This is a genomic window from Mycobacterium ahvazicum, from assembly GCF_900176255.2.
GTDB classification, from domain to species: Bacteria; Actinomycetota; Actinomycetes; order Mycobacteriales; family Mycobacteriaceae; genus Mycobacterium; species Mycobacterium ahvazicum.
The window spans coordinates 571499-591168 of the sequence record NZ_FXEG02000002.1 but is presented as its reverse complement, the minus strand read 5'-3'; the positions used below and the strand labels follow the sequence as shown (position 1 = coordinate 591168).

The window sequence follows — 19670 nt, the reverse complement described above, 5'->3', positions numbered from 1 at the left end:
AACGAGCCAGTGTTTTCCCAGTCGTCACTTTGGCGTGACGCTAGGCGGTGACGGCCACGCTGGTGTGACGCTCGACGCCAAAGAGCTAAATGCCGACGTTCAGGCCGACCTTCTGGAATTCCTTCAGGTCGCAGTAGCCGGCCTTGGCCATCGACCGGCGCAGCCCACCGACCAGGTTCAGGCTGCCGAACGGGTCGTCGGACGGTCCGTTGAGCACCTGCTCGAGCGGCGGGCGCTCACCGACGGCGATCTGCAGCAGCGCGCCACGCGGCAACGACGGGTGCGCCGCCGCGGCCGGCCAGAACCAGCCATCGCCTTGCGCCTCGTCGCTTTCGGCCAGCGGAGTGCCCAGCATCACCGCGTCGGCGCCGCAGGCGATGGCCTTGGCCAGCTCGCCGGAGGTGTGGATGTCGCCGTCGGCCAGCACGTGCACATAACGACCGCCGGTCTCGTCGAGGTATTCGCGGCGCGCGGCCGCGGCATCGGCGATCGCGGTGGCCATCGGCACGCTGATGCCCAGCACCTCGTCGCTGGTGGTCACGCCCCGGGTGGAGCCGTAGCCGACGATGACGCCGGCGGCGCCGGTGCGCATCAGGTGCAGCGCGGTGCGATGGTCGAGCACACCGCCGACGACCACCGGCACGTCGAGTTCGGAAATGAAGCTCTTCAGGTTGAGCGGCTCTCCATTGGAGGCAACCCGCTCGGCCGAGACGATGGTGCCCTGGATGACCAGCAGGTCGATGCCGGCCTGCAGCAAGACCGGGGTCAGCGACTGGGCGTTCTGCGGGCTGATCCGGACCGCGGTGGTCACGCCGGCCTCACGGATGCGGGCCACCGCGGCGCCCAGCAGGTCCGGGTTCAGCGGCGCCGCGTGCAGCTCCTGCAGCAGCCGGATCGACGCCGACGGTTCGGGCTCCTTTTCGGCGGCCTCGACCAGCTGCGCGATCTTGGCCTGCACGTCGGCGTGCCGGCCGATCAGGCCCTCGCCGTTGAGCACGCCCAGCCCGCCGAGCCGGCCCAGCTCGATCGCGAACTCGGGCGACACCAGCGCATCGGTCGGGTGGGCCACGACGGGGATCTCGAACCGGTAGGCGTCCAGCTGCCAGGCCGTCGACACGTCCTGCGACGAGCGGGTGCGTCGCGACGGGACGATGCTGACTTCGCTGAGTTCGTAGGTGCGACGGGCGACTCTGCCCATGCCGATCTCGACCATGTTCAGTTCGCTGCTCACCGGGCGTAGTAGTTCGGTGCTTCGACGGTCATCGTGACGTCGTGCGGGTGGCTTTCCTTGAGTCCGGCCGAGGTGATCCGGACGAACTGCGCCTGTTGCAGCACCTCGATGGTCGGCGAGCCGGTGTAGCCCATCGCCGCGCGCAGGCCGCCGGTCAGCTGGTGGATCACCGACGACAGCGGGCCGCGGAACGGCACCCGGCCCTCGATGCCCTCGGGGACCAGCTTGTCCTCGGAGAGCGCGTCGTCGGCGAAGTAGCGGTCCTTGGAGTAGGACCGGCCACTGGTCCCAGCCCCGCTGCGGCCCGCCATGGCGCCGAGTGAGCCCATGCCGCGATAGCTCTTGAACTGCTTGCCGTTGACGAAGATCAGCTCGCCGGGCGCCTCGGCGGTGCCGGCCAGCAGCGAGCCCAGCATCGCCGTCGACGCGCCGGCGGCCAGCGCCTTGGCGATGTCGCCGGAGTACTGCAGTCCACCGTCGGCGATGACGGGCACACCGTGCGGTCCGCAGGCCGCGACGGCTTCCAGGATCGCCGTGATTTGAGGTGCCCCGACCCCGGCCACCACCCGGGTGGTGCAGATCGAGCCCGGTCCCACCCCGACCTTGACGGCGTCGGCGCCGGCCTCGACCAGCGCCAGGGCAGCCGAGCGGGTCGCGACGTTGCCGCCGATGATCTCGACCTTCTCGCCGACCTCAGCCTTGAGCTTGCCGACCATCTCCAGCACAGTGCGGTTGTGCGCGTGCGCGGTGTCCACGATCAGCACGTCGGCCCCGGCGTCGACCAGCATCATCGCGCGCACCCAGGCGTCACCGCCGACGCCGACGGCGGCGCCCACCAGCAGCCGGCCGTCGCTGTCCTTGGTGGCCAGCGGGTGCTGTTCGGTCTTGACGAAGTCCTTGACGGTGATCAGCCCGGTCAACCTGCCATGGCCGTCGACGATGGGCAGCTTCTCGATCTTGTTGCGGCGCAACAGGCCCAGCGCCGCGTCCGCGCTGACGCCCTCGCGGGCGGTGATCAGCGGCGCCTTGGTCATCACCTCGGAGACCGGGCGGGTCTGGTCGACCTCGAAGCGCATGTCGCGGTTGGTGATGATGCCGACCAGCGCGCCGGAGTCGTCGACGACGGGCAGGCCAGAGATCCGGAACCGGGCACACAGCGCGTCGACCTGGGCCAGGGTGTTGTCCGGGCGGCAGGTCACCGGATCGGTGACCATGCCGGCTTCCGACCGCTTGACCATTTCGACCTGGCCGGCCTGTTCGGCGACCGGCAGGTTGCGGTGCAGCACGCCCATGCCGCCGGCCCGGGCCATCGCGATGGCCATCCGAGACTCGGTGACGGTGTCCATCGCGGAGCTGACCAGCGGCACCCGCAACCGGATCTTTTTCGTTAGCTGGCTGGAAGTGTCGGCGGTGGACGGAACCACGTCGGAGGCAGCGGGCAGCAGCAACACGTCGTCATAGGTCAGGCCCAGCATCGCCACCTTGTTGGGGTTGTCTCCCCCGGTCGGCACCCCTTCGTCGGCCAGCCCGCCGACCCGCAGGTAGGGGCTTGCGACCAGGTCGGAGCTGTCTTCGAGGTGGGACGTGCCACGGGACATCGGTGAAACCCTCCATACGCGCGAGGAGCGAGAATCCCATCCTATCGGTCCCGAACGCCGGGGAGTCGCACCTGTTGGCGCGCCGCCCGGCCCAATCGACGCGCACCTGCCTGCTGGCGTTACCACGGCCTGGCTGCGTAGGCTAGGGGCGTGCGTGACCACCTCCCCCCGGGTTTGCCACCCGACCCTTTCGCGGACGACCCATGTGACCCGTCGGCGGCGCTGGACGCCGTCGAACCCGGACAACCGCTGGATCAGCAAGAGCGGATGGCGGTAGAGGCGGACCTGGCCGATCTGGCCGTGTACGAAGCCCTGTTGGCGCACAGGGGAATTCGTGGACTCGTGGTGTGTTGCGACGAGTGTCAGCAAGACCATTACCACGACTGGGACATGCTGCGCGCCAACCTGCTGCAGCTGCTGATCGACGGGACCGTCCGCCCGCACGAGCCTGCTTACGACCCCGAGCCGGACGCCTACGTCACGTGGGATTACTGCCGGGGGTACGCCGACGCCTCACTCAACGAGGCGACGTCAGACGCCGACGGATTTCACCGCCGCCACTAAGGGATTGGGCCACCCGATCGGGGCTATTTCCGGGGCGCCGACGGGGTTGCGCTCGGGTTGATTGCCTTCGGGGACAGCGGAGCGGGCAGCACCACGGAGTTCGGGGCCGGCGCGGCCGGCGGCAGCGTCGCGTTCGGATCGCGGGAATCGACTTTCGCGTTCAGCAGATCGATCTCGTCCAACAATTCCTTGCGGCCGGCACTGTCGTTCATCGACGCAACGGTGCTGCTGACTTCGGCCAGCTGATTCTCGGCCTGGGTCCACTGCCCCTTGTCGATCAGTTGCTGCACCTTCGCCAGATCGGCCTTGGCGGACAACATGATCTGGTTCTGGTTGCTCCGCGGCTCGTCGAAGAACATCGAGTGCAGGCCGTAGAGCGTTCCACCGGGCCGCGCCTCGACCACCATGGCGCCGAAACCGCTGAGGGCGATCAACGTCGCCGCCACCGAACCGATCGTCGCCAGGCCGCGCCGGCTACGTCGCTGCTCGATCATTCCGGCGCGCAGCGCTCCGACGGCCTCCTCCGGCGACACCAGGGCGCTGGCCGGGGGCCACCGCAGGTCGTCGCGCCAATCCCCCAGCAGTGCGGTGAGCGCGTCCTCGTTGGGATCGTCGACATCGATCGGCGCACGTTCGGCGAGAGCGTCGAGGAGCAGATCGCTCCGGGTCAACTCGTCGAGCCCCGGTCGGTCCGTAAAACCAGATTCAGGCCAAAATTCAGGCATAATCCCCCGCCGCAACCATCTCGGATTTGAGCCGCGACAAAGCTCGGTGCTGAGCTACCCGGACGGCTCCTGGTGTTGCGCCCACGGCGGCAGCGGTCTCTTCGGCAGACAGACCGACGACGACGCGAAGAATCAGAATTTCGCGCTGCTTGGCGGGCAGGATCTCGAGTAATTCATTCATGCGGCTGACCGAATCGGCTTCCAGGGCCCGCTGCTCGGGGCCTGCCTCCGACGACCAGCGCTCGGGTACGGATTCGGAAGGGTAGGCGAGATCGCGGCCGGCGGCGCGATGGGCGTCGGCCACCTTGTGCGCCGCGATGCCGTACAGAAAGGCCAGAAAGGGACGTCCTCGATCGCGGTAGCGTGGCAGGGCTGTCAGAGTCGCCAAGCACACCTCCTGAGCCACATCGTCGGCTGTCAGGCCACCCCGCTCGACGGTGCCGACTCGCGCCCGGCAATATCGCACCACAATCGGACGGATGGTCTCCAGCACCTCCCGTAGGGCGTTTCCATCTCCCGCTACGGCTTCGGCAACCACAGCGTCGAGACGTTCCGCTTGAATTGTCATCGACGGCGGTATCTCCAACGTTACAAACGAGGCACATCGCGGGCTAACTCTCGCAATGACAATAACGGCCGGAAGCCGATTCAGGCGGAAGGCCACGTTCCACCGGCGCGCCGCACCTGGCCTGCGCAGATATCCCGAATTTCGGCCAATTTCGGCCCGGAAATCGTGACGCTTTGGATATCGAACAGCAAGCAAGCCGAGGCCCAACGGAGCGGTATCAGGCCCAGACGGCCGGTGGCGTCCAGCGCCGCGTCGGCCACGGCACGGGCGCGGTCCATCTCGCCGGCACTACACAGCGCGGCGGCGAGCACCACGTCGCTTTTGACCCGGTGCCGGTCCGAGGGTTGCTTCATGGCGTGCGCGAGCTCGACGGCACGCTCGGCATGACCGACCGCGACGGCGCCGTCGCCCAGGGCCATCGCCAGCTCGGCGGCCACCCAGCGCCGGCGCACCGGCAGCCGGTCCGGCACGCCCGCCGCCACCGCCGCGTCCGCGCGCTCCAGTAGTGTGGCCGCGGCGGCGAAACGGCCGACGCCCAACGCATCGGCGGCCAATCCGATCAACGCGTCGGCGCGGGCTTCGGCATCGGTGCCGGCCAGCGCCAGCGCACGACCGTCCCAGCCCCGGGCCCGTGCGTGCCAACCAAGTTGACGCAGAAACGATCCCTGCGTGCTGTGAGCCAACGAGGCCAGCGGGCCGGCCGGCGCCTCGCGGCGCAGTACCGCCAGATCCCGGTAGGCGCTGCCGTAACGGCCCTGCCCGCCGGCCGCCACGGCCCGCAGCCAGAGTTCGCTCGGGGTCCGCGCCGTCGGCAGCGGCCAGCGGGCCGGCTGGTCGCCGAAGGCGGCCGCGGACAGCGTCCGCGCAATCGTCGACGTGTGACCAGTTTCAATCACGGTGATAGTAGTAAACAGTTCGTGCTGCTGGTGTTACTGAAATGTTAATCACGATCATCTCTGTAATAAATGGCGTCTGACCGCCCTCGGGCTCTGAGCTGGGAAATCTCGGTTTGGTCAAGTCCCTGGTAGCACCGTTCTCCTACGCCAAATGCGTGGCGGATGAACGCGGAGTTAATTCTGCTCCAACCTCTATATACTTTGTCACACTAAGCGCCTATTGACGTAAATTCACCGCCCCACCTAAGTTCTAGCAATGACGGGTAGTCATCGGTGACGCCACCCTTAAATCAGTTGCACACTCACTTTGCGAACCAAACCTCACTTGGGCGTGCCGTGCAGAGAGGGAACTAGCCATGCCACAGCCGGAGCAGCTACCTGGTCCCAACGCAGACATTTGGAGCTGGCAGCTGCAAGGACTGTGCCGCGGCGTCGACTCCTCGATGTTCTTTCACCCCGACGGCGAGCGTGGCCGCGCCCGCATGCAGCGTGAGCAGCGCGCCAAGGAAATGTGCCGGCAGTGCCCGGTGATCCAGCAGTGCCGCTCACACGCACTCGACGTCGGTGAGCCGTACGGGGTCTGGGGCGGCCTGTCCGAATCCGAGCGCGACATGCTGCTCAAGGGCGACATCGGCCGCAACCGCGGCATCCGCCGCTCGGCCTGAACAAAGGGTCGCGCGCGGCTGCCCTCACAAGTCGCCCACGCCACGTTCTTGCGCTGACGGCTGCATCGAACCCACCGCGATGTACGCGAGCCATACGACGAGCACGGCGAATTTGATCAGTGCCGCGGTGCGTGCGCGCCGCGCGTTGTCCGCGACGCGGTTGCCGCGCAGCACGTTGAGCAGCGAGACGCCCTCGACCGCGTCTCCGGCGACCGCGACACCCACGAGAGCCGGCAGGCCGGCCGGGTGGCCACACCGTCGGCGGGTGCGTTCCACCAGCAGGGCCAACAGGTTGCCGTAGCTGGCCATGTAGCCGAAATCCAGCCAGGTGGATATCGCTGCGGCACGCCGACCGTCGCCGCCCCAAGCGGCCATGATGGCCTCGGCCCGAGAAGCACTGCCGGCCAACTCAAATCGGATGATCCCCGGGCCGCCGGTCGCGCGCATGCGCCGTTCCAGCACCAGCATCACCGCGGTATAGGCGACGAAGGCGAGCGCCGATGCCCCGATCCGGTCGTCAAATGTGCGCCTGCTCATCAACGTTCACCTTCGTTTCGGCATCGGCCGAGGCGGGTAGATCCGGCCTATGAATAAGCGCGTATCCTTCGCTGTCGCGGCGCTGACCGCAACCATTGCTCCGCTGGCCGCATGCGCGAATCAGCAGGGCAACCAGGCCGCCACGTCGTCGTCCAGCGCGCCGCCTGGCGCGGAAAGGTTGACCACGCAGCTGAAGAGCGCCGACGGAACCCAGGTCGCAACCGCAACCATCGATTTCGCGAACGGCTACGCAACGGTGACCGTCGATGCCGGCCCTAACCAGGTGCTGACGCCGGGTTTCCACGCGCTGATGGTCCACGCGGCCGGCAAATGTGATGCGCCGGACTTCGAATCTGCGGGGAACGTCTACCAGGCGTCGGATCACACGGGTTTTCCCGCCAGTGGTGACCTGACCGCACTGCAGGTGCGCTCTGACGGCTCGGCGAAGCTCGTGACGACCACCAATTTGCTGACGGCCGCGGACCTGCGCAACAGCTCGGGTACGTCGCTGATCGTCCACCAGAGCGCGGACAACCTGAGCAGTGCTCCCACCGGTGAGGCGAACAAGCGCGTGGCCTGCGGTGTGATTGCCGCGGCGTCGGCGTCGTCCACCTCGCCCAGCACGACGACCAGCAGCGTGACGACGGTGACCACCACGGCCGTGCTGCCCCCGCCGTCGGTCAGCACGAGCACCGTCACGGTCACTCCGAGTCTGACCACCACCTACCTGCCCACCACGACACCGACCACGCCACCCGGCCTGCCGCCCGGCGCGCACTGAGGTCGGCGTAATTAACCCTGGCCGATCTGCGGCATGATCGCGCCCATCTCGGCTAGGTCCGCCTGCGCGAACTTGCCGTGTTCGACGCGATAAAGAGTGAACTGCGACAGGCTCACTCGGCGGCCGGTGGGCTGCACGCCCTCGAAGACGCCGCGATGGGTGCCGGTGACGGTGAAGTGGGTCGAGATGTAGTCGTCGTCGACGACGAGATGCCGCAGGTCCCAATGCCAATCGGGAAACGCGGAGATTATCGGCGCGAATTGCGCCGCAACGGCGGCGGGATCCATCGAGACGTCGTTGACCTGGATGGTCGGGGTGTAGAACGACGCCATGCCATCGAAATCGTGCTCGTTACAGCACTTCAGGTATGCGAGGTACAGGGATCGGTATTCTGCGAGCCGACTCACGTTGCCGCCCTTCACTTCTCAACGAGCCAGCAATACGGCACACTGCCGCTGTCCACCGTGGATGTCGACGTCAACCTCCGCGAATCCCGCCAATCTCAACGCATCGACAACCGGAGCCGGGTCGGCGACCCCGCTGAACGGCAACGACGCCGCGACGTCATCGCAGTAGTGATGTTCTGCCACTTGAGTATTCAGCGAGCACCATGATTACGCATCGACAAGTGGTCGCAGCGCCTCGCCCACCTTGGTGATGACGCCGGGCGTGTAACCGTGGGTCGGAAGGTTGACGATCACGCCGTCGACGCCCACGTCGAGCACCCGGCGTTTGATTTGATCGGCTACCTGGTCTGCGGTGCCGATGACCGCCCGACCGCCGAGCGCCTCGCCGATGTCGGCGGGCGCATCGTCGAGTACGACCGTCAACAGGGTGCTGGTCTCCAGCGTCGCCGGGTCGCGATCGATCTCGGCGCAGCGCTGCCGGAGTACCTCCAGCTTGCCGGGCAGCGCGTCGATGTCGGCGATCAGGTTGAGGTGGTCGGCGTAGCGGGCTGCCAACCGGAACGTCTTCTTCTCGCCGCTGCCGCCGAGCATGACCGGGATGTGGTCGCGGTAACGGGGCTCGTTGATCGCGCTCTCGGTGTGGTACCACTTTCCGTCGAATGTGGGTCGCTCACCGTGCAGCATCGGCACGATGATCTGCAGCGCTTCGTCGAGCTTTTCGAAGCGCTCGGTGAACGTGCCGAAGTCGAATCCCAGCTGCTGGTGTTCCAGTTCGAACCAGCCCGCCCCGATGCCCAGAATCGCGCGCCCGGCACTGACGACGTCCAGTGTCGTGATCGCCTTGGCCAGCAGGGTCGGGTTGCGATAGGTGTTGCCGGTCACCAGCGTCGAGAGCTGCACGCGCTCGGTCGCCGTGGCCAGCGCTCCCAGTGCGGTGTAGGCCTCGAGCATCGGGGCGTCGGGCTCCCCCAACCCCGGCAGCTGATAGAAGTGGTCCATCAGCAGCACGGTGTCGAATCCGGCGGCCTCGGCCTCGGCGGCCTGCGCCTTGACCGCGGGAAACAACTCGGCGACGGACGTGCCATAGGAAAAGTTCGGGATCTGCAATCCAAGTCTGATAGTCACGCCCTACTACAACCGTGCCCGCACGGCGTCGCATTCCGGGTTGGGCAGAATTCTTAGGCGCGGCGCAACACCAGCAGCTCGCCGGTGAGCTTCCCGTCGGCCAGCAGGTCACCGATGGCCGAACTCTGGCGTTCGGCCAGCCGCCAGACCTCGGTGTGCCCGTGCCGCTCGCCGAGCGCCTTCTCGACGGCGTCGACACGCTGATTCCACTCCTCGGGTATGGCGGGCAGACCTGACGTTGCGGTCCACTGCTCAACCCGCAAACCGGACCTTCCTATCAAGCCGAGCAGGCTGTCGGATGTCGGAAAGTGGTTGCCCTCAAGCTGATTGGCGGCCCCCTCGTCACGCGCCACGAAGACGAGCAATCCAATACTTCCGCCCGGACGCACGATCCGCCGCAGTTGCTCGAGCATCCTGAGTTGATCCGGCGTCGTGCACAACACCCCCAAAGACCAAGCGGCGTCGAATGTTTCGTTCGGCCACGGCAACGCGGCCCCATCAGCGCACACCACCGGATGGTCAAACAGCATTGCGGCGGCACGACACGCACCGAGTTCTGGCTCCACGAGCACCGGCCGTACCGACCGCGATTGCGCCGCGTACGCGGCGGGCCCCCCGACGCCCGCGCCGGAGTCCAACAGCCGCGCGCCGGGCTGCAATTCCATCTGCTCGATCAGCCAGTCCAAAGCGGCCGGGCTGCCGCTGCCCCGGCACCCCGCGGGCACGTGGTACTGCGAGCCGAGGTCCACCGCCACTTGCGCCGTCCATTCCGCCACCGTGCCGAACTCGGCCTCCATCGCCTCGGTCATGACGCCTCCGCTCGGATCAGTCGGCCCACCTCGGCTTTGATTTCCGCGCCCAACCGGCCACCGGACGCCGAAGCCAAACCGGAGACGTTGACGCCCGCCACACCGTCGATCGAGAGCAGCGCGCGCGCCTCGTCGACGGCGGCCGCGATCCCGGCGGCCACCGGGTCGGCCGCGCCCAGCACCCGCTCGGTGACGCTTTCGTCGAGTTCAAGTCCGGGCAGCCCCTGCAGCACCGCCGCGGAAACGCTGTCGGTGAACACCGCGACGGCCGCGATCACCGGGATCGACACCCCCGCCGATACGGCCGCCGCCATGAAGTCGGCGATCATCTTAGGGAACGGGACGTGATTGAGCACCGCCAGACTCGCTCCCGCGCGCTGCTTCTCCACCAACCGATCGGGCCGGGCGGAAACGGGCGGCGCGGTGGGCGTTTCGGGCACCGCTGCAATCGTGCCCACCGATGCGGCCAGCGAGACCAACCGCGGCCCGTCGAGGTCGAAGGTCTGCGTGACGTCCGGGCGCACGTCGTAGCCCCGTCCGTCTCCGGTCACGCACAGCACGGTTTCGACGCCGATGCTGTGCAGCCCCCTGAGTTCCTGCTCGAGCACCACCCGGTTGCGGTCCCGGCACGACAGCGTGATCCACGGCGTGACGCCGGCATCGACCAGTAGCGAGCCCATCAGCGTGGGCGGGAAATCGGGCTTGTTCTGGTGCTCGCCTACCAGGACGGCGTCACATCCGGGCGCCAGGACAGCGGCCGTCGCCGCAATGTCGTTGCGGTCGAACGGCGTAGCGCTGAAGTCGGTGAGCACCAACGGCGCGCGAACCGGCCGCGTTGCCGGCACGATCCCCGACCAGGGCACGACTTCAGCGAATATGCACGCGCCAGAACGCATTTCGCACTGACCGTCCGGCCGCACGCCCCCGCACGGCCCGAACTCCATGCGTTTCGGACAGGCTGATTCCGTCAATGTCACCGCAGCCGTATACCCGCTGCGGACGCAGGCAAGCGTCAAGTTGTGTGCACGTCGGGAGTGCGGACATGCTCGGGGCGGAGACCGCGGCCGACAAGAATCGGCGGAAGCGCTTGCAGCGGGCCCCATCCGATGATCTTCGGGATCTGGATCGGCGACAGGTCGCCACTCAAATTGGGGGCTACCGCCCGGTCCTGGGCGAACACCTGGGCCGCCTGGACGATCCGGGTGGGCAGCTCGCGGCGCCGCTGCACCTTGGCCAGGTCGGCGTCGGTCAGCCGGCCTTCGCGCAGCGGAGCACACAGGATGTTGGCCGCGGCCACCGCGTCGGCTACCGCAAGGTTGATGCCGACCCCACCGGCCGGCGACATCGCATGCGCGGCATCACCGATGCACAGCAGCCCGGTGCGCCACCAGGTGTCGAGCCGGTCTACCCGCACGTCGAGCTCGCTGGTGTCGTCCCACGAGGTCAGATCGTTGACATGCTCGCGTAGCCGCGGTTGCGCGGTGACGATCTTTTCCTTGAACTCCTCCAGCGATCCACCGCGCGGGCTGGCTCCCTTCGGCATCAGATAGGCGACCTGCCAGTAGTCGCCCCGGTAGATCATGGCCATCATCAGGCCCTTGCGAACTACCCCGAACAGTTCCCGCGGATCGCCGGGACGCCACTTCAGCCGGAACCACAGCACGTCCATCGGAGAGTGCGCCTGCGCGGTCTGCAGGCCCGCGGCGGCGCGCACCGCGGACTTGCGCCCGTCGGCGGCTACCACCAACTGCGCGCGCACTTCCAGCTCCGGCGTGCGCACACCGACCACGCGATTGCCGTCGAAGACCAGATCGGTGACCTCCGCATTGCGGACCAAGGTGAATTCCGGATAGGCAGAAGCCTTTTCAGCGAGAAAGTCGAGAAAGTCCCACTGCGGGATCATGGCGATATAAGGCTGTTTGAAGCCGAGCCGTTTGAGTACCTTGAAGTTGCCCAACGTGCGAATCGAGCCACCGGTGTCGAAGGCGAGACGGTCGATCTTGGTGTGGGGCAGCTTCAAGAACTCGTCGATGAACCCCAGCTCGTCCATGATCCGCAGGGTGCTCGGGTGCACGGTGTCGCCACGGAAGTCCCGCAGAAAATCGTTGTGCTTTTCCAAAACCACCACCGGGATGCCGGCACGGGCGAGCAGCAGAGCGTGCACCATGCCGGCGGGCCCGCCCCCGGCGACACATACCTGGGTCTGCATAACCTGTGCCATGGTGTGCTCCTGGTGACGTTTGGAATAGTATTGCAGACTACATCAGGTAATGTATCACGGGGAACCACGGAGGTGGCATGGCGCGACAGGTGGAAACATCCGACGTGGTTTCGGCCGCGCTACGCGCTGCTGAAAAGCTCGGCAAGGATGTGGCCGACGTTCCCGTCGCGATGATCGCCGCGGAGGCGGGGATATCCCGCAGCACCCTGTTGCGGCGCTTCGACGGATCCCGCGCCGCCCTGAACGACGCGGTCCGCGCGGCCGGAGTCGACCCCGGCGGCTTACCTCCGGTTCGCGCCCGGGCGGTGGCAGCGGCCGCGGCATTGATCAGCGAATCCGGTCTTGCCGCAGCAACATTGGAAGCAGTCGCCGCCCGTGCCGATTGCTCGGTTTACAGCCTGCACGCGGTTTTCGGCGGACGTGACGAGTTGATGCGAGCGGTGTTCGAACTACACAGCCCGATCCTGGACATCGAGGAATACCTGGCGCGTCCCGGCGATGACTTGCTCGAAACGGTGCGTGGCTTCTACCGAACGGTGTCGAACGCGTTGAGCCGCCAACCCCGCGTCGCCCCGGCGATTTTCGCCGAAGCCTTCGCGCGGCCGACCAGTCCGGCCGTGCAGTCCCTGGCGGCCTACGGTCCACCGCGCCTGCTCACCGCTCTCGGCGGCTGGTTCGCGGGCGAGATCCGTGCCGGGCATATCCGCGACCTGCCGCTGCCGCTGCTGGCCCAACAACTGCTGGGGCCCATCTTGATTCATATGCTCAGCCGGCCGGTGCTGCCGAATGTCACCGGGTGGTCGATGCCCGAGGTCGACACGGTCTGCGATGTATTCGCGGACAATTTCGTGCGCGCCGTCGCGCCGTCAAGAAGCTCATACTAGCCGCAAGAATAATTATGGGTTTAGGCAAAAGCTTCACCGCGGTTGCTTTTCGAAGAGGGTCTTGAGTCCTCAGGCGCTCGGTCGCCGGCTTCGAGCCAACGTGACGGTGCCGGGATGCGCATCATCGGGCGAAGGGCAACGTGAGCACGAACACCGCGGCGCTCACGAGAACGATTAACGGCCCGGCCGGCAATCCCGTGAACCGGAACAACACAATGCCGAGCACCGCTGACAAGACGCCTGTGGCGCTCGCGCCGAGGGTATACTGCCTGAGGTTCTTACCGACGTTTCGCGCGGCCGCTGGCGGGATGGCGACGAGCGCAGCGGTCAAGAGCCCGCCAACCATCTTTACTCCGAGCGCCACGACGACCGCGATCAAAAAAAGGTAGAGCAAGTTGTATCGCCTGACGTCGATTCCCTCGGCGGCGGCGAGTTCCTCCGAGATATTCCCCAGGACCAGTTTCGGGTAGGCGCGATTGACCGCGATGATCACCACGATCGACGCGGCGACAGCTAGCGCGGTGTCTGCCCAGCCGGTCTTCGAGATGTCTCCCACCAAAGCAGCCTCGGCTTGATCGACAGGCAGAAATAAGAATGCGATTGCCACGCCGGACGCGAACACGACGGCGGTCAGTGCTTCCATCGACAGTTGCGTCCTCATCCCCAGCAGCCAGATCAGGACCACCCCGAGTATGACGAAGGGGAACGCCCCGAGCGAAACATCGAAACCCCAGACCAGCGCGAGGGCGATCCCCGGCAAGGTCAGGTGACCGAGCGGCCCGGCAACAAGCGCCATCCTGCGACTCAGCATCAGGGAGCCGAGGTAGCCAGCGGAACCGCCGATGAACATTCCCGAAATCACACTGAGCGACGTTGAAGGCATGGGCCGCTACTCGTGCTTGTGCTCGTAGAATTTGACCTCGGCACCGTACAGGCGCTGCAGGTTCTCGGGCGTGAGGATCGAGGTGGGGGACCCCTGGCAAATCGGCTGTTTGTTCAGACACAGCACGTCGGACGAGAGGCGGTGAACTACCGCCAAGTCGTGGGTGACGATGAGCATGGTGAGGTTGCGCTGCTCATGCAGCCTTGCAAGAAGCGCGTAGACGGTCTCCTCACCGCTCATGTCGACGCCCGTCGTGGGCTCGTCGAATAAGAGGACTTGCGGATCTCCGGCGAGAGCCCATGCGATAAGGACCCGTTGGAACTGCCCAGAGGACAGATCACCAATCCGTTTGTTGGCAAGCTCGCCGGAGAGTCCGACGGTCCGCAGCATTTGGTCGACGTCCGGTTCAGCGTCTTTCTTTAGCGCGAAGAAGTCCGCGACCGAGAGTGGGATGCTCTTGATGTAGGGCAGCCGCTGCGGCACGGAGCCGATGCGGGTACCTTTCCTCCACATAATCGAGCCCCCGTAGGGGATTACACCGAGAAGCGCGCGCAGCAGAACGGTCTTGCCCGCACCGTTGGGGCCCAAGATCGTCAGAATTTCGCCACGCCGCACGACGAACGACAGGTTTGCCAGCACCGTCTCACCCGCGAGCGTCACCTTGAGGTCCGAGACCTTGAGAACTGGTACGTCATCATCCATATACGTTGCACCGTCGCCGTTCTCGGGGGATGCGGCACTGATGTGGCGGTGCAACACCTTGGCTGGTTGGATGATCAGTTGTCCCTGGTCTCCGGCTTGCGCAGGTCGTCGAGTTCACGGCGGATAGGGTCGGCCTCAACCCGCCGGGAAGACGCGGGCGATGATTACCGGGATTCGAGCGGTGTTCACGACTGCGGTGCTGACCGAACCCAATAGCATGCCGGGAAAACCGCCGCGGCCGTGGCTGCCCACCACCACGAGCTGAGCTTGCTGCGCCTGTTCGAGCAGCCTCGGGGCGGGCTGGTCGCACACGACGATCTTGTGGACGCCAACATCGGGGTAGCGCGCTTGCCATCCGGATAGCCGCTCGGAGAGGACTTCCTCCTCCTCATCCCGGATGTTGCGCCACTCGATAGGCGCCCAACCGATACTCGGGAAACCGAGGGGCCCCATGTCGCTCCAAGCGTGAAGCGCCACCAATTCCACGCCGCGACGCGAAGCTTCATCGAAGGCGATCGCTGTCGCGAGCTCCGAAGTCGGGGAACCGTCTATGCCCACTACTACAGGCGCCTGCGGCGAGCGGGCCGTCGCAGCTGCTTCGTCGTGCATGACGACGACCGGGCAGTGTGCGTGATGGACCACCCCGCTGCTGACCGACCCGAGCAAGGCGCGAGCTACTGCCCCCTGGCCGCGGCTTCCCACCACCAATAGTTCGGCGTCCGTTGATAGGCGGACCAGCGCGGGCACCATCGGTGCTTTTAGCGTTTCGCTCGTCACGTTCGGTACCCAGCCGGGCGAGACGGCTTCCTCGGCGACTTTGAGCGCCTGCTCGATGATTTGGCGGGCTTGGTCGTCCTGCAGCTGCTCATACTCGGCAACCGCTGCGACAGCTGGCCCGTCATCGGTAGGCGGCACGATCGGGGCGATGGCGTGTACCAACTTCAGCGGCACGTTCCGCATCTCAGCGTCTTGCGCGGCCCATTCGACCGCCGTGGTCGACGCCGGCGACCCGTCGACGCCGACCACGATTCCGGAGTGCCTGTGCTCGAACGTCATCCGATGCTCCCTGTTGGCTGCTGCCGCGTTCACACTGACGTTAGGTAACCGCAAAAACCGGAGCATGAGGCATTGGTCCCTAGCGTCTAGCCTTTAGTCCCTAGGTACGGTTGTGGACCGCATCTTCACTGACGGTCTGAAGTCTGTCCACGACGACTAGGGCCAAGGGGCGTCGCAGCGTGCTCCAGTCAAGAAACGGCGCGAGCTGCCTGGCAAACGAAGACGCCCCCGGCCGAATGACCGGAGGGCGCTCCGCACAAACTCACTCGGCGATGGTGATGACCGTGACAACTGCTGAGCCCCATCATGATTCACATGGTCGCCGGTCGGTGCTGCCGAATATCACCGGCTGGTCGCTGCCTGAGGTCGACGCGGTCTGCGACGTATTCGCGCACAACTTCGTGCGCGCCGTCGCGCCCGACTAACGCGTGGGGCTAACACGTCGATCGTTCCAAAGACCACTGGTCACAAGCCCATACTGTTTGACATGCAGACAGTGTTGTTCACGCTTGGGTTAGTCCTGTTTCTACTCGGCCTACTCACTGGATTTGCCGTTCCGAATCTAAAGAACCCGCGCATGGCTCTGTCGAGTCACCTCGAGGCCGTCCTCAACGGCATGTTCCTCGTCCTGATCGGCCTACTCTGGCCACACATCCACTTGCCTAACGCGTGGGCGGTTACGGCAGTCGTACTGATCGTCTATGCCGCCTATGCGAACTGGATCGCGTCGCTGCTTGCGGCCGCCTGGGGCGCGGGCCGCAGATTCGCGCCGATTGCGACGGGCAACCACGAGGCCTCAGCGGCGAAGGAAGCGATAGTCAACTTTTTGTTGGTGTCGCTGTCGGTCGCAATCGTGGTCGGCGTGGGCATCGTCATCGCCGGCCTCTGACACCAAACGTAAAGCCGTGCACACCCCCGGGCCGCTCACCGGTGCGCGAACTCAGCGAGCTTGGCGTCGACTGCCGCATGATCCGGTCCGGCGTATGTCTTTGGATCACCCTTGTTGACCCATACCAGGAACGGGCAGCTGGCGGCGGGACCGTCAACCGTTCCCAGTTGTTCGATCCGCTTACCCGTCTTCGCCTCGCGGAGTTCGATGTCGTACTGCACGGCGTAGTAGTCGACGCTCACGTGTTCACCCTTGTCGGTCTTGAGGTTGCAGGCACGTGACTTCAACTCGGTTCCAGGCTTGCGGGTAAGGCAGGCAACAACATTCGTCGACAGGAAGTCGTTGGGATTGGCCGCGTAATCGGCGCGGGGCTCGAGCATCACTTCGCGCCAGTGGGTGTTCGTCATTTCCCGCATCGGGTTCGGCTCGTCGTCCGGAGCGAACGCGGCGATCTTGTACGGCTTCTCGTAGGCGGCGGCATTGCGGATCGACCCGCCGTCGCACACCGCATCGAAGTCCGTAATGGAGGCGGCCTTCCTGCTTTCGCCGCGCCCGTCGCGGGCCAGGTCGCGGACCACGAAAAAGCCGATGATCGCCGCCGGTACCAGCAGGACGATCGCGGCGAGCGAAAGCACCACGACCAGTGCGCGATTGGTCTTACGCGGCGCGGGCCCCGGCGGGTAGGGCGGTGGGGGGTACGGGTGCGGCCATTGCTGTGGGCTGTGCGGCGGTTGCGGCGGCGGCCATTGCGGCGGTGGCCATTGCTGCGGATAGTTCACCCTCGTGCCCCCCACGTCATCGGTGCGGCCAGCCTAGCAATCGGCGCGGTCGCAGTAAGACCGTCGAAGACGAAACACCCCCGGCCGCATGACCGGGGGTGCTCCGCACAAACTCACTCAGTGGTGGTGGTGACCGTGGCCGTGGCCGTGGTCATCCTCCTCGTCAGCCGGCTTCTCGACGACCGCCGTCTCGGTGGTCAGCACCATGCGGGCAACCGACGCCGCATTCAGCACCGCCGACCGGGTGACCTTGACGGGGTCGATGACGCCCTGCTTGATCAGGTCGCCGTACTCCAGCGTCGCGGCGTTCAGGCCGTGCCCGGCGGGCAGCTCACGGACCTTGTGCACCGCGACCGCGCCGTCCAGCCCGGCGTTGACCGCGATCCAGTACAGCGGCGCGGTGAGGGCCTCGGCGAACACACCGACACCGGCCGCCTCGTCGCCGGACAAAGACTCGCGCAGCTTGTCCAGCGACTTGCCGGCCTGAATCAGCGCCGAACCACCGCCGGCGACGATGCCCTCCTCGACGGCTGCCTTGGCGGCCGCGACGGCGTCCTCGACGCTTTCCTTGCGCTCCTTGAGCGCGGTCTCGGTAGCGGCCCCGACCTTGATGACGGCCACCCCGCCAGCCAGCTTGGCCACCCGCTCCTGCAGCTTTTCGCGATCCCATTCCGAATCGCTCGCCTCGATCTCGGCACGCAGCTGCTTGACCCGCTTTTCCACCGCGTCCTTGGAGCCACCGCCGTCGACGATGATGGTGTCGTCCTTGCTGACCACCACGCGCCGGGCGGAGCCCAGCACCTCGGTGCCCACCTCACGCAGCACCAGGCCGGCGTCGGGGTTGACCACCTGACCGCCCGTCACGATCGCCAGATCCTCGAGGAAGGCCTTGCGGCGGTCGCCGAAGAACGGCGACTTGACCGCAACAGCCTTGAGCGTCTTGCGGATCGAGTTGACGACCAGCGTCGCCAATGCCTCGCCCTCGACGTCCTCGGCGACGATCAGCAGCGGCTTGCCCGATTCGGCGATCTTCTCCAGCATCGGCAGCAGGTCCGGCAACGAGCTGATCTTCTCCTGGTGCAGCAGGATCAGCGGATCTTCGAGCACGGCCTCCTGCGAGTCGAAGTCGTTGACGAAGTACGCCGACAGGAAACCCTTGTCGAAGCCGACGCCCTCGGTGAATTCGAGCTCGGTGTTCAGCGTCGACGATTCCTCGACGCTGACGACGCCATCGGCGCCGACCTTGTTCATGCCCTCGCCGACCAACGTGCCGATCTGCTCGTCGCGCGAGGAGACCGTCGCGATCTGCGCGATACCCTCTCGCCCGGCAACCGGAGTGGCCGCGGCCAGCAGCGCCTCGGACACCGCGTCGGCGGCCTTGCTGATGCCCGCGCCCAGCGCGATCGGGTTGGCACCGGCGGCGACCAAGCGCAGGCCGCCCTTCACCAGCGCCTGTGCCAGCACGGTGGCGGTGGTGGTGCCGTCGCCGGCGACGTCGTTGGTCTTGGTGGCCACCGACTTCACCAGCTGGGCACCCAAGTTCTCGAACGGGTCTTCCAGGTCGATCTCACGCGCGACGGTCACGCCGTCGTTGGTGATCACCGGCCCGCCGAACGCCTTGGCCAGCACCACATGCCGACCGCGGGGACCCAGCGTGACCCGCACCGCGTCGGCGAGCTTGTTCACGCCCGCCTCCATCGCGCGACGCGCGGTCTCGTCGTACTCAATAAGCTTGCTCATCAGGCTCCTTCGCCAACGCATGCCGCCCCGGAAATCACCCGTGCTTGCGCACAGGGATCGCCGGGGCGGAACACGGTTCTTACTTGGATACGACAGCCAGCACGTCGCGTGCCGACAGGATCAGGTACTCCTCGCCGCCGTACTTGATCTCGGTGCCGCCGTACTTGCTGTAGATGACGGTGTCACCCTCGGAAACGTCAAGCGGGATCCGCTTGTCGCCGTCCTCGTCCCACCGGCCGGGGCCGACTGCGACGACGGTGCCTTCTTGCGGCTTCTCCTTGGCGGTGTCAGGAATGACCAGACCGGACGCGGTCGTGGTCTCGGCCTCGTTGGCCTGCACGAGGATCTTGTCCTCGAGTGGCTTGATCTTCACCTTCGCCACGATTGGAGCCCTCCACTATTTGGATCGGGTCCGGGATTCGCCCGGACTGGAGTTGGCGGCCGGCCCGGGGCTTCGCCCGAACCGTCCGTTTATCAGATGATTCGGCATTCGGCCGCGCCCCCGGGCCGTCGTCGCGGGTGCCGACACAGGGGATCGTCCGATTGCCACCTAGCACTCTATACACGAGAGTGCTAGCACTCAAGGGCGCCCTGCTGCTTCCCGCGGAAT

23 protein-coding genes and 1 pseudogene are annotated in these 19670 nt (G+C 66.2%); 6 read left to right on the top strand and 18 right to left on the bottom strand.

The genetic code is table 11. The annotated features are described in order from the left end of the window. Positions 1 to 85 precede the first annotated feature (85 nt). On the bottom strand, positions 86 to 1213 hold the full coding sequence (locus MAAFP003_RS05155) for a GuaB3 family IMP dehydrogenase-related protein (protein ID WP_096290894.1): 1128 nt from the start codon (positions 1211 to 1213) through the stop codon (positions 86 to 88). A 14-nt stretch (positions 1214 to 1227) separates the two neighbouring features. Further along, on the bottom strand, positions 1228 to 2829 hold the full coding sequence (guaB, locus tag MAAFP003_RS05150; protein ID WP_096284978.1) for an IMP dehydrogenase: 1602 nt from the start codon (positions 2827 to 2829) through the stop codon (positions 1228 to 1230). Positions 2830 to 2979: 150 nt separating this feature from the next. Here guaB and MAAFP003_RS05145 point away from each other — a divergent pair, with 150 nt between their 5' ends. Beyond that, on the top strand, positions 2980 to 3393 hold the full coding sequence (locus tag MAAFP003_RS05145) for a DUF5319 domain-containing protein (RefSeq protein ID WP_096284976.1): 414 nt from the start codon (positions 2980 to 2982) through the stop codon (positions 3391 to 3393). Between the two features lie 32 nt (positions 3394 to 3425). Here MAAFP003_RS05145 and MAAFP003_RS05140 read toward each other — a convergent pair. From MAAFP003_RS05140 to MAAFP003_RS05130, 3 genes and pseudogenes are all read right to left on the bottom strand, one after another. Beyond that, positions 3426 to 4118, bottom strand: a pseudogene (locus MAAFP003_RS05140) (anti-sigma-D factor RsdA); the annotation flags it as partial. Further along, a complete protein-coding gene (locus tag MAAFP003_RS05135) occupies positions 4111 to 4686 on the bottom strand; it encodes a sigma-70 family RNA polymerase sigma factor (protein ID WP_207768468.1) in 576 nt (191 codons plus the stop codon). The gene MAAFP003_RS05135 and the pseudogene MAAFP003_RS05140, both read right to left, overlap by 8 nt. Before the next feature lie 80 nt (positions 4687 to 4766). Then, positions 4767 to 5582, bottom strand: a complete 816-nt coding sequence (locus MAAFP003_RS05130; RefSeq protein WP_096284972.1) for a hypothetical protein — start codon at positions 5580 to 5582, stop codon at positions 4767 to 4769. Positions 5583 to 5938: 356 nt separating this feature from the next. Here MAAFP003_RS05130 and MAAFP003_RS05125 point away from each other — a divergent pair, with 356 nt between their 5' ends. Further along, positions 5939 to 6247: a WhiB family transcriptional regulator gene (locus MAAFP003_RS05125; protein WP_036466967.1), complete on the top strand. Its 309-nt coding sequence runs from the start codon at positions 5939 to 5941 to the stop codon at positions 6245 to 6247. Positions 6248 to 6271: 24 nt separating this feature from the next. Here the strand turns inward: MAAFP003_RS05125 and MAAFP003_RS05120 are convergent, their stop codons facing one another. After that, positions 6272 to 6784, bottom strand: coding sequence for a hypothetical protein (locus MAAFP003_RS05120; RefSeq protein ID WP_096284970.1), 513 nt, complete (start codon positions 6782 to 6784; stop codon positions 6272 to 6274). A gap of 49 nt (positions 6785 to 6833) precedes the next feature. Between MAAFP003_RS05120 and MAAFP003_RS05115 the strand changes: the two genes are divergently transcribed. Next, positions 6834 to 7565 carry a superoxide dismutase family protein gene (locus MAAFP003_RS05115; protein WP_096284968.1) on the top strand — a complete coding sequence of 244 codons (732 nt, stop codon included), beginning with the start codon at positions 6834 to 6836 and terminating at the stop codon, positions 7563 to 7565. 11 nt (positions 7566 to 7576) lie between these two features. Here the strand turns inward: MAAFP003_RS05115 and MAAFP003_RS05110 are convergent, their stop codons facing one another. The 6 genes from MAAFP003_RS05110 to MAAFP003_RS05090 are packed head-to-tail and all read right to left on the bottom strand — an operon-like array spanning position 7577 to position 12127. Continuing rightward, on the bottom strand, positions 7577 to 7972 hold the full coding sequence (locus tag MAAFP003_RS05110; protein WP_165796305.1) for an ester cyclase: 396 nt from the start codon (positions 7970 to 7972) through the stop codon (positions 7577 to 7579). A gap of 18 nt (positions 7973 to 7990) precedes the next feature. Further along, positions 7991 to 8155, bottom strand: coding sequence for a hypothetical protein (locus tag MAAFP003_RS29050; protein WP_165796304.1), 165 nt, complete (start codon positions 8153 to 8155; stop codon positions 7991 to 7993). A 24-nt stretch (positions 8156 to 8179) separates the two neighbouring features. After that, positions 8180 to 9097, bottom strand: a complete 918-nt coding sequence (locus MAAFP003_RS05105; protein ID WP_096284964.1) for an LLM class F420-dependent oxidoreductase — start codon at positions 9095 to 9097, stop codon at positions 8180 to 8182. Positions 9098 to 9150: 53 nt separating this feature from the next. After that, positions 9151 to 9906 carry a class I SAM-dependent methyltransferase gene (locus tag MAAFP003_RS05100; protein ID WP_165796303.1) on the bottom strand — a complete coding sequence of 252 codons (756 nt, stop codon included), beginning with the start codon at positions 9904 to 9906 and terminating at the stop codon, positions 9151 to 9153. Then, a complete protein-coding gene (locus MAAFP003_RS05095) occupies positions 9903 to 10883 on the bottom strand; it encodes a methylenetetrahydrofolate reductase C-terminal domain-containing protein (RefSeq protein ID WP_096284962.1) in 981 nt (326 codons plus the stop codon). The genes MAAFP003_RS05100 and MAAFP003_RS05095 overlap by 4 nt, the downstream gene beginning before the upstream one ends. A 35-nt stretch (positions 10884 to 10918) precedes the next feature. Then, positions 10919 to 12127, bottom strand: a complete 1209-nt coding sequence (locus MAAFP003_RS05090; RefSeq protein ID WP_096284960.1) for an FAD-dependent oxidoreductase — start codon at positions 12125 to 12127, stop codon at positions 10919 to 10921. Positions 12128 to 12204: 77 nt separating this feature from the next. Between MAAFP003_RS05090 and MAAFP003_RS05085 the strand changes: the two genes are divergently transcribed. Then, positions 12205 to 13011 carry a TetR family transcriptional regulator gene (locus MAAFP003_RS05085; protein ID WP_096284958.1) on the top strand — a complete coding sequence of 269 codons (807 nt, stop codon included), beginning with the start codon at positions 12205 to 12207 and terminating at the stop codon, positions 13009 to 13011. 121 nt (positions 13012 to 13132) lie between these two features. On the opposite strand, the gene MAAFP003_RS05080 is transcribed toward MAAFP003_RS05085, so the two are convergent. The 3 genes from MAAFP003_RS05080 to MAAFP003_RS05070 form a co-directional block, all read right to left on the bottom strand. Beyond that, on the bottom strand, positions 13133 to 13894 hold the full coding sequence (locus MAAFP003_RS05080; RefSeq protein WP_096284956.1) for a metal ABC transporter permease: 762 nt from the start codon (positions 13892 to 13894) through the stop codon (positions 13133 to 13135). A 6-nt stretch (positions 13895 to 13900) separates the two neighbouring features. After that, on the bottom strand, positions 13901 to 14596 hold the full coding sequence (locus MAAFP003_RS05075; RefSeq protein WP_096290891.1) for a metal ABC transporter ATP-binding protein: 696 nt from the start codon (positions 14594 to 14596) through the stop codon (positions 13901 to 13903). Positions 14597 to 14731: 135 nt separating this feature from the next. Next, entirely contained in the window at positions 14732 to 15652 is a 921-nt protein-coding gene (locus tag MAAFP003_RS05070; protein ID WP_096284954.1) for a universal stress protein, read from the bottom strand. 284 nt (positions 15653 to 15936) lie between these two features. Here MAAFP003_RS05070 and MAAFP003_RS29045 point away from each other — a divergent pair, with 284 nt between their 5' ends. Next, the gene (locus MAAFP003_RS29045; RefSeq protein ID WP_165796302.1) at positions 15937 to 16077 is read left to right on the top strand and encodes a hypothetical protein; all 141 of its coding nucleotides are present in this window, start codon (positions 15937 to 15939) and stop codon (positions 16075 to 16077) included. 62 nt (positions 16078 to 16139) lie between these two features. After that, positions 16140 to 16541 (top strand): styrene oxide isomerase, encoded by a 402-nt coding sequence (locus MAAFP003_RS05065; RefSeq protein WP_096284952.1) that lies wholly within the window; start codon positions 16140 to 16142, stop codon positions 16539 to 16541. A gap of 35 nt (positions 16542 to 16576) precedes the next feature. On the opposite strand, the gene MAAFP003_RS05060 is transcribed toward MAAFP003_RS05065, so the two are convergent. The 3 genes from MAAFP003_RS05060 to groES all read right to left on the bottom strand — a co-directional run bounded on the left by MAAFP003_RS05060 (position 16577) and on the right by groES (position 19442). Continuing rightward, on the bottom strand, positions 16577 to 17320 hold the full coding sequence (locus MAAFP003_RS05060; RefSeq protein WP_243393777.1) for a hypothetical protein: 744 nt from the start codon (positions 17318 to 17320) through the stop codon (positions 16577 to 16579). Between the two features lie 117 nt (positions 17321 to 17437). Further along, positions 17438 to 19060: a chaperonin GroEL gene (groL, locus tag MAAFP003_RS05050; protein ID WP_096284950.1), complete on the bottom strand. Its 1623-nt coding sequence runs from the start codon at positions 19058 to 19060 to the stop codon at positions 17438 to 17440. Between the two features lie 79 nt (positions 19061 to 19139). Beyond that, on the bottom strand, positions 19140 to 19442 hold the full coding sequence (gene groES, locus MAAFP003_RS05045; protein WP_090600574.1) for a co-chaperone GroES: 303 nt from the start codon (positions 19440 to 19442) through the stop codon (positions 19140 to 19142). Positions 19443 to 19670 lie beyond the last annotated feature (228 nt).

Coding starts and splice junctions, on each gene's coding strand:
- MAAFP003_RS05155 (WP_096290894.1), bottom strand. CDS start 1,213: ATGGTCGAGATCGGCATGGGCAGAGTCGCCCGTCGCACCTACGAACTC.
- guaB (WP_096284978.1), bottom strand. CDS start 2,829: ATGTCCCGTGGCACGTCCCACCTCGAAGACAGCTCCGACCTGGTCGCA.
- MAAFP003_RS05135 (WP_207768468.1), bottom strand. CDS start 4,686: ATGACAATTCAAGCGGAACGTCTCGACGCTGTGGTTGCCGAAGCCGTA.
- MAAFP003_RS05125 (WP_036466967.1), top strand. CDS start 5,939: ATGCCACAGCCGGAGCAGCTACCTGGTCCCAACGCAGACATTTGGAGC.
- MAAFP003_RS05120 (WP_096284970.1), bottom strand. CDS start 6,784: ATGAGCAGGCGCACATTTGACGACCGGATCGGGGCATCGGCGCTCGCC.
- MAAFP003_RS05115 (WP_096284968.1), top strand. CDS start 6,834: ATGAATAAGCGCGTATCCTTCGCTGTCGCGGCGCTGACCGCAACCATT.
- MAAFP003_RS05100 (WP_165796303.1), bottom strand. CDS start 9,906: ATGACCGAGGCGATGGAGGCCGAGTTCGGCACGGTGGCGGAATGGACG.
- MAAFP003_RS05090 (WP_096284960.1), bottom strand. CDS start 12,127: ATGGCACAGGTTATGCAGACCCAGGTATGTGTCGCCGGGGGCGGGCCC.
- MAAFP003_RS05085 (WP_096284958.1), top strand. CDS start 12,205: ATGGCGCGACAGGTGGAAACATCCGACGTGGTTTCGGCCGCGCTACGC.
- MAAFP003_RS05080 (WP_096284956.1), bottom strand. CDS start 13,894: ATGCCTTCAACGTCGCTCAGTGTGATTTCGGGAATGTTCATCGGCGGT.
- MAAFP003_RS05075 (WP_096290891.1), bottom strand. CDS start 14,596: ATGGATGATGACGTACCAGTTCTCAAGGTCTCGGACCTCAAGGTGACG.
- MAAFP003_RS05070 (WP_096284954.1), bottom strand. CDS start 15,652: ATGACGTTCGAGCACAGGCACTCCGGAATCGTGGTCGGCGTCGACGGG.
- MAAFP003_RS05065 (WP_096284952.1), top strand. CDS start 16,140: ATGCAGACAGTGTTGTTCACGCTTGGGTTAGTCCTGTTTCTACTCGGC.
- groL (WP_096284950.1), bottom strand. CDS start 19,060: ATGAGCAAGCTTATTGAGTACGACGAGACCGCGCGTCGCGCGATGGAG.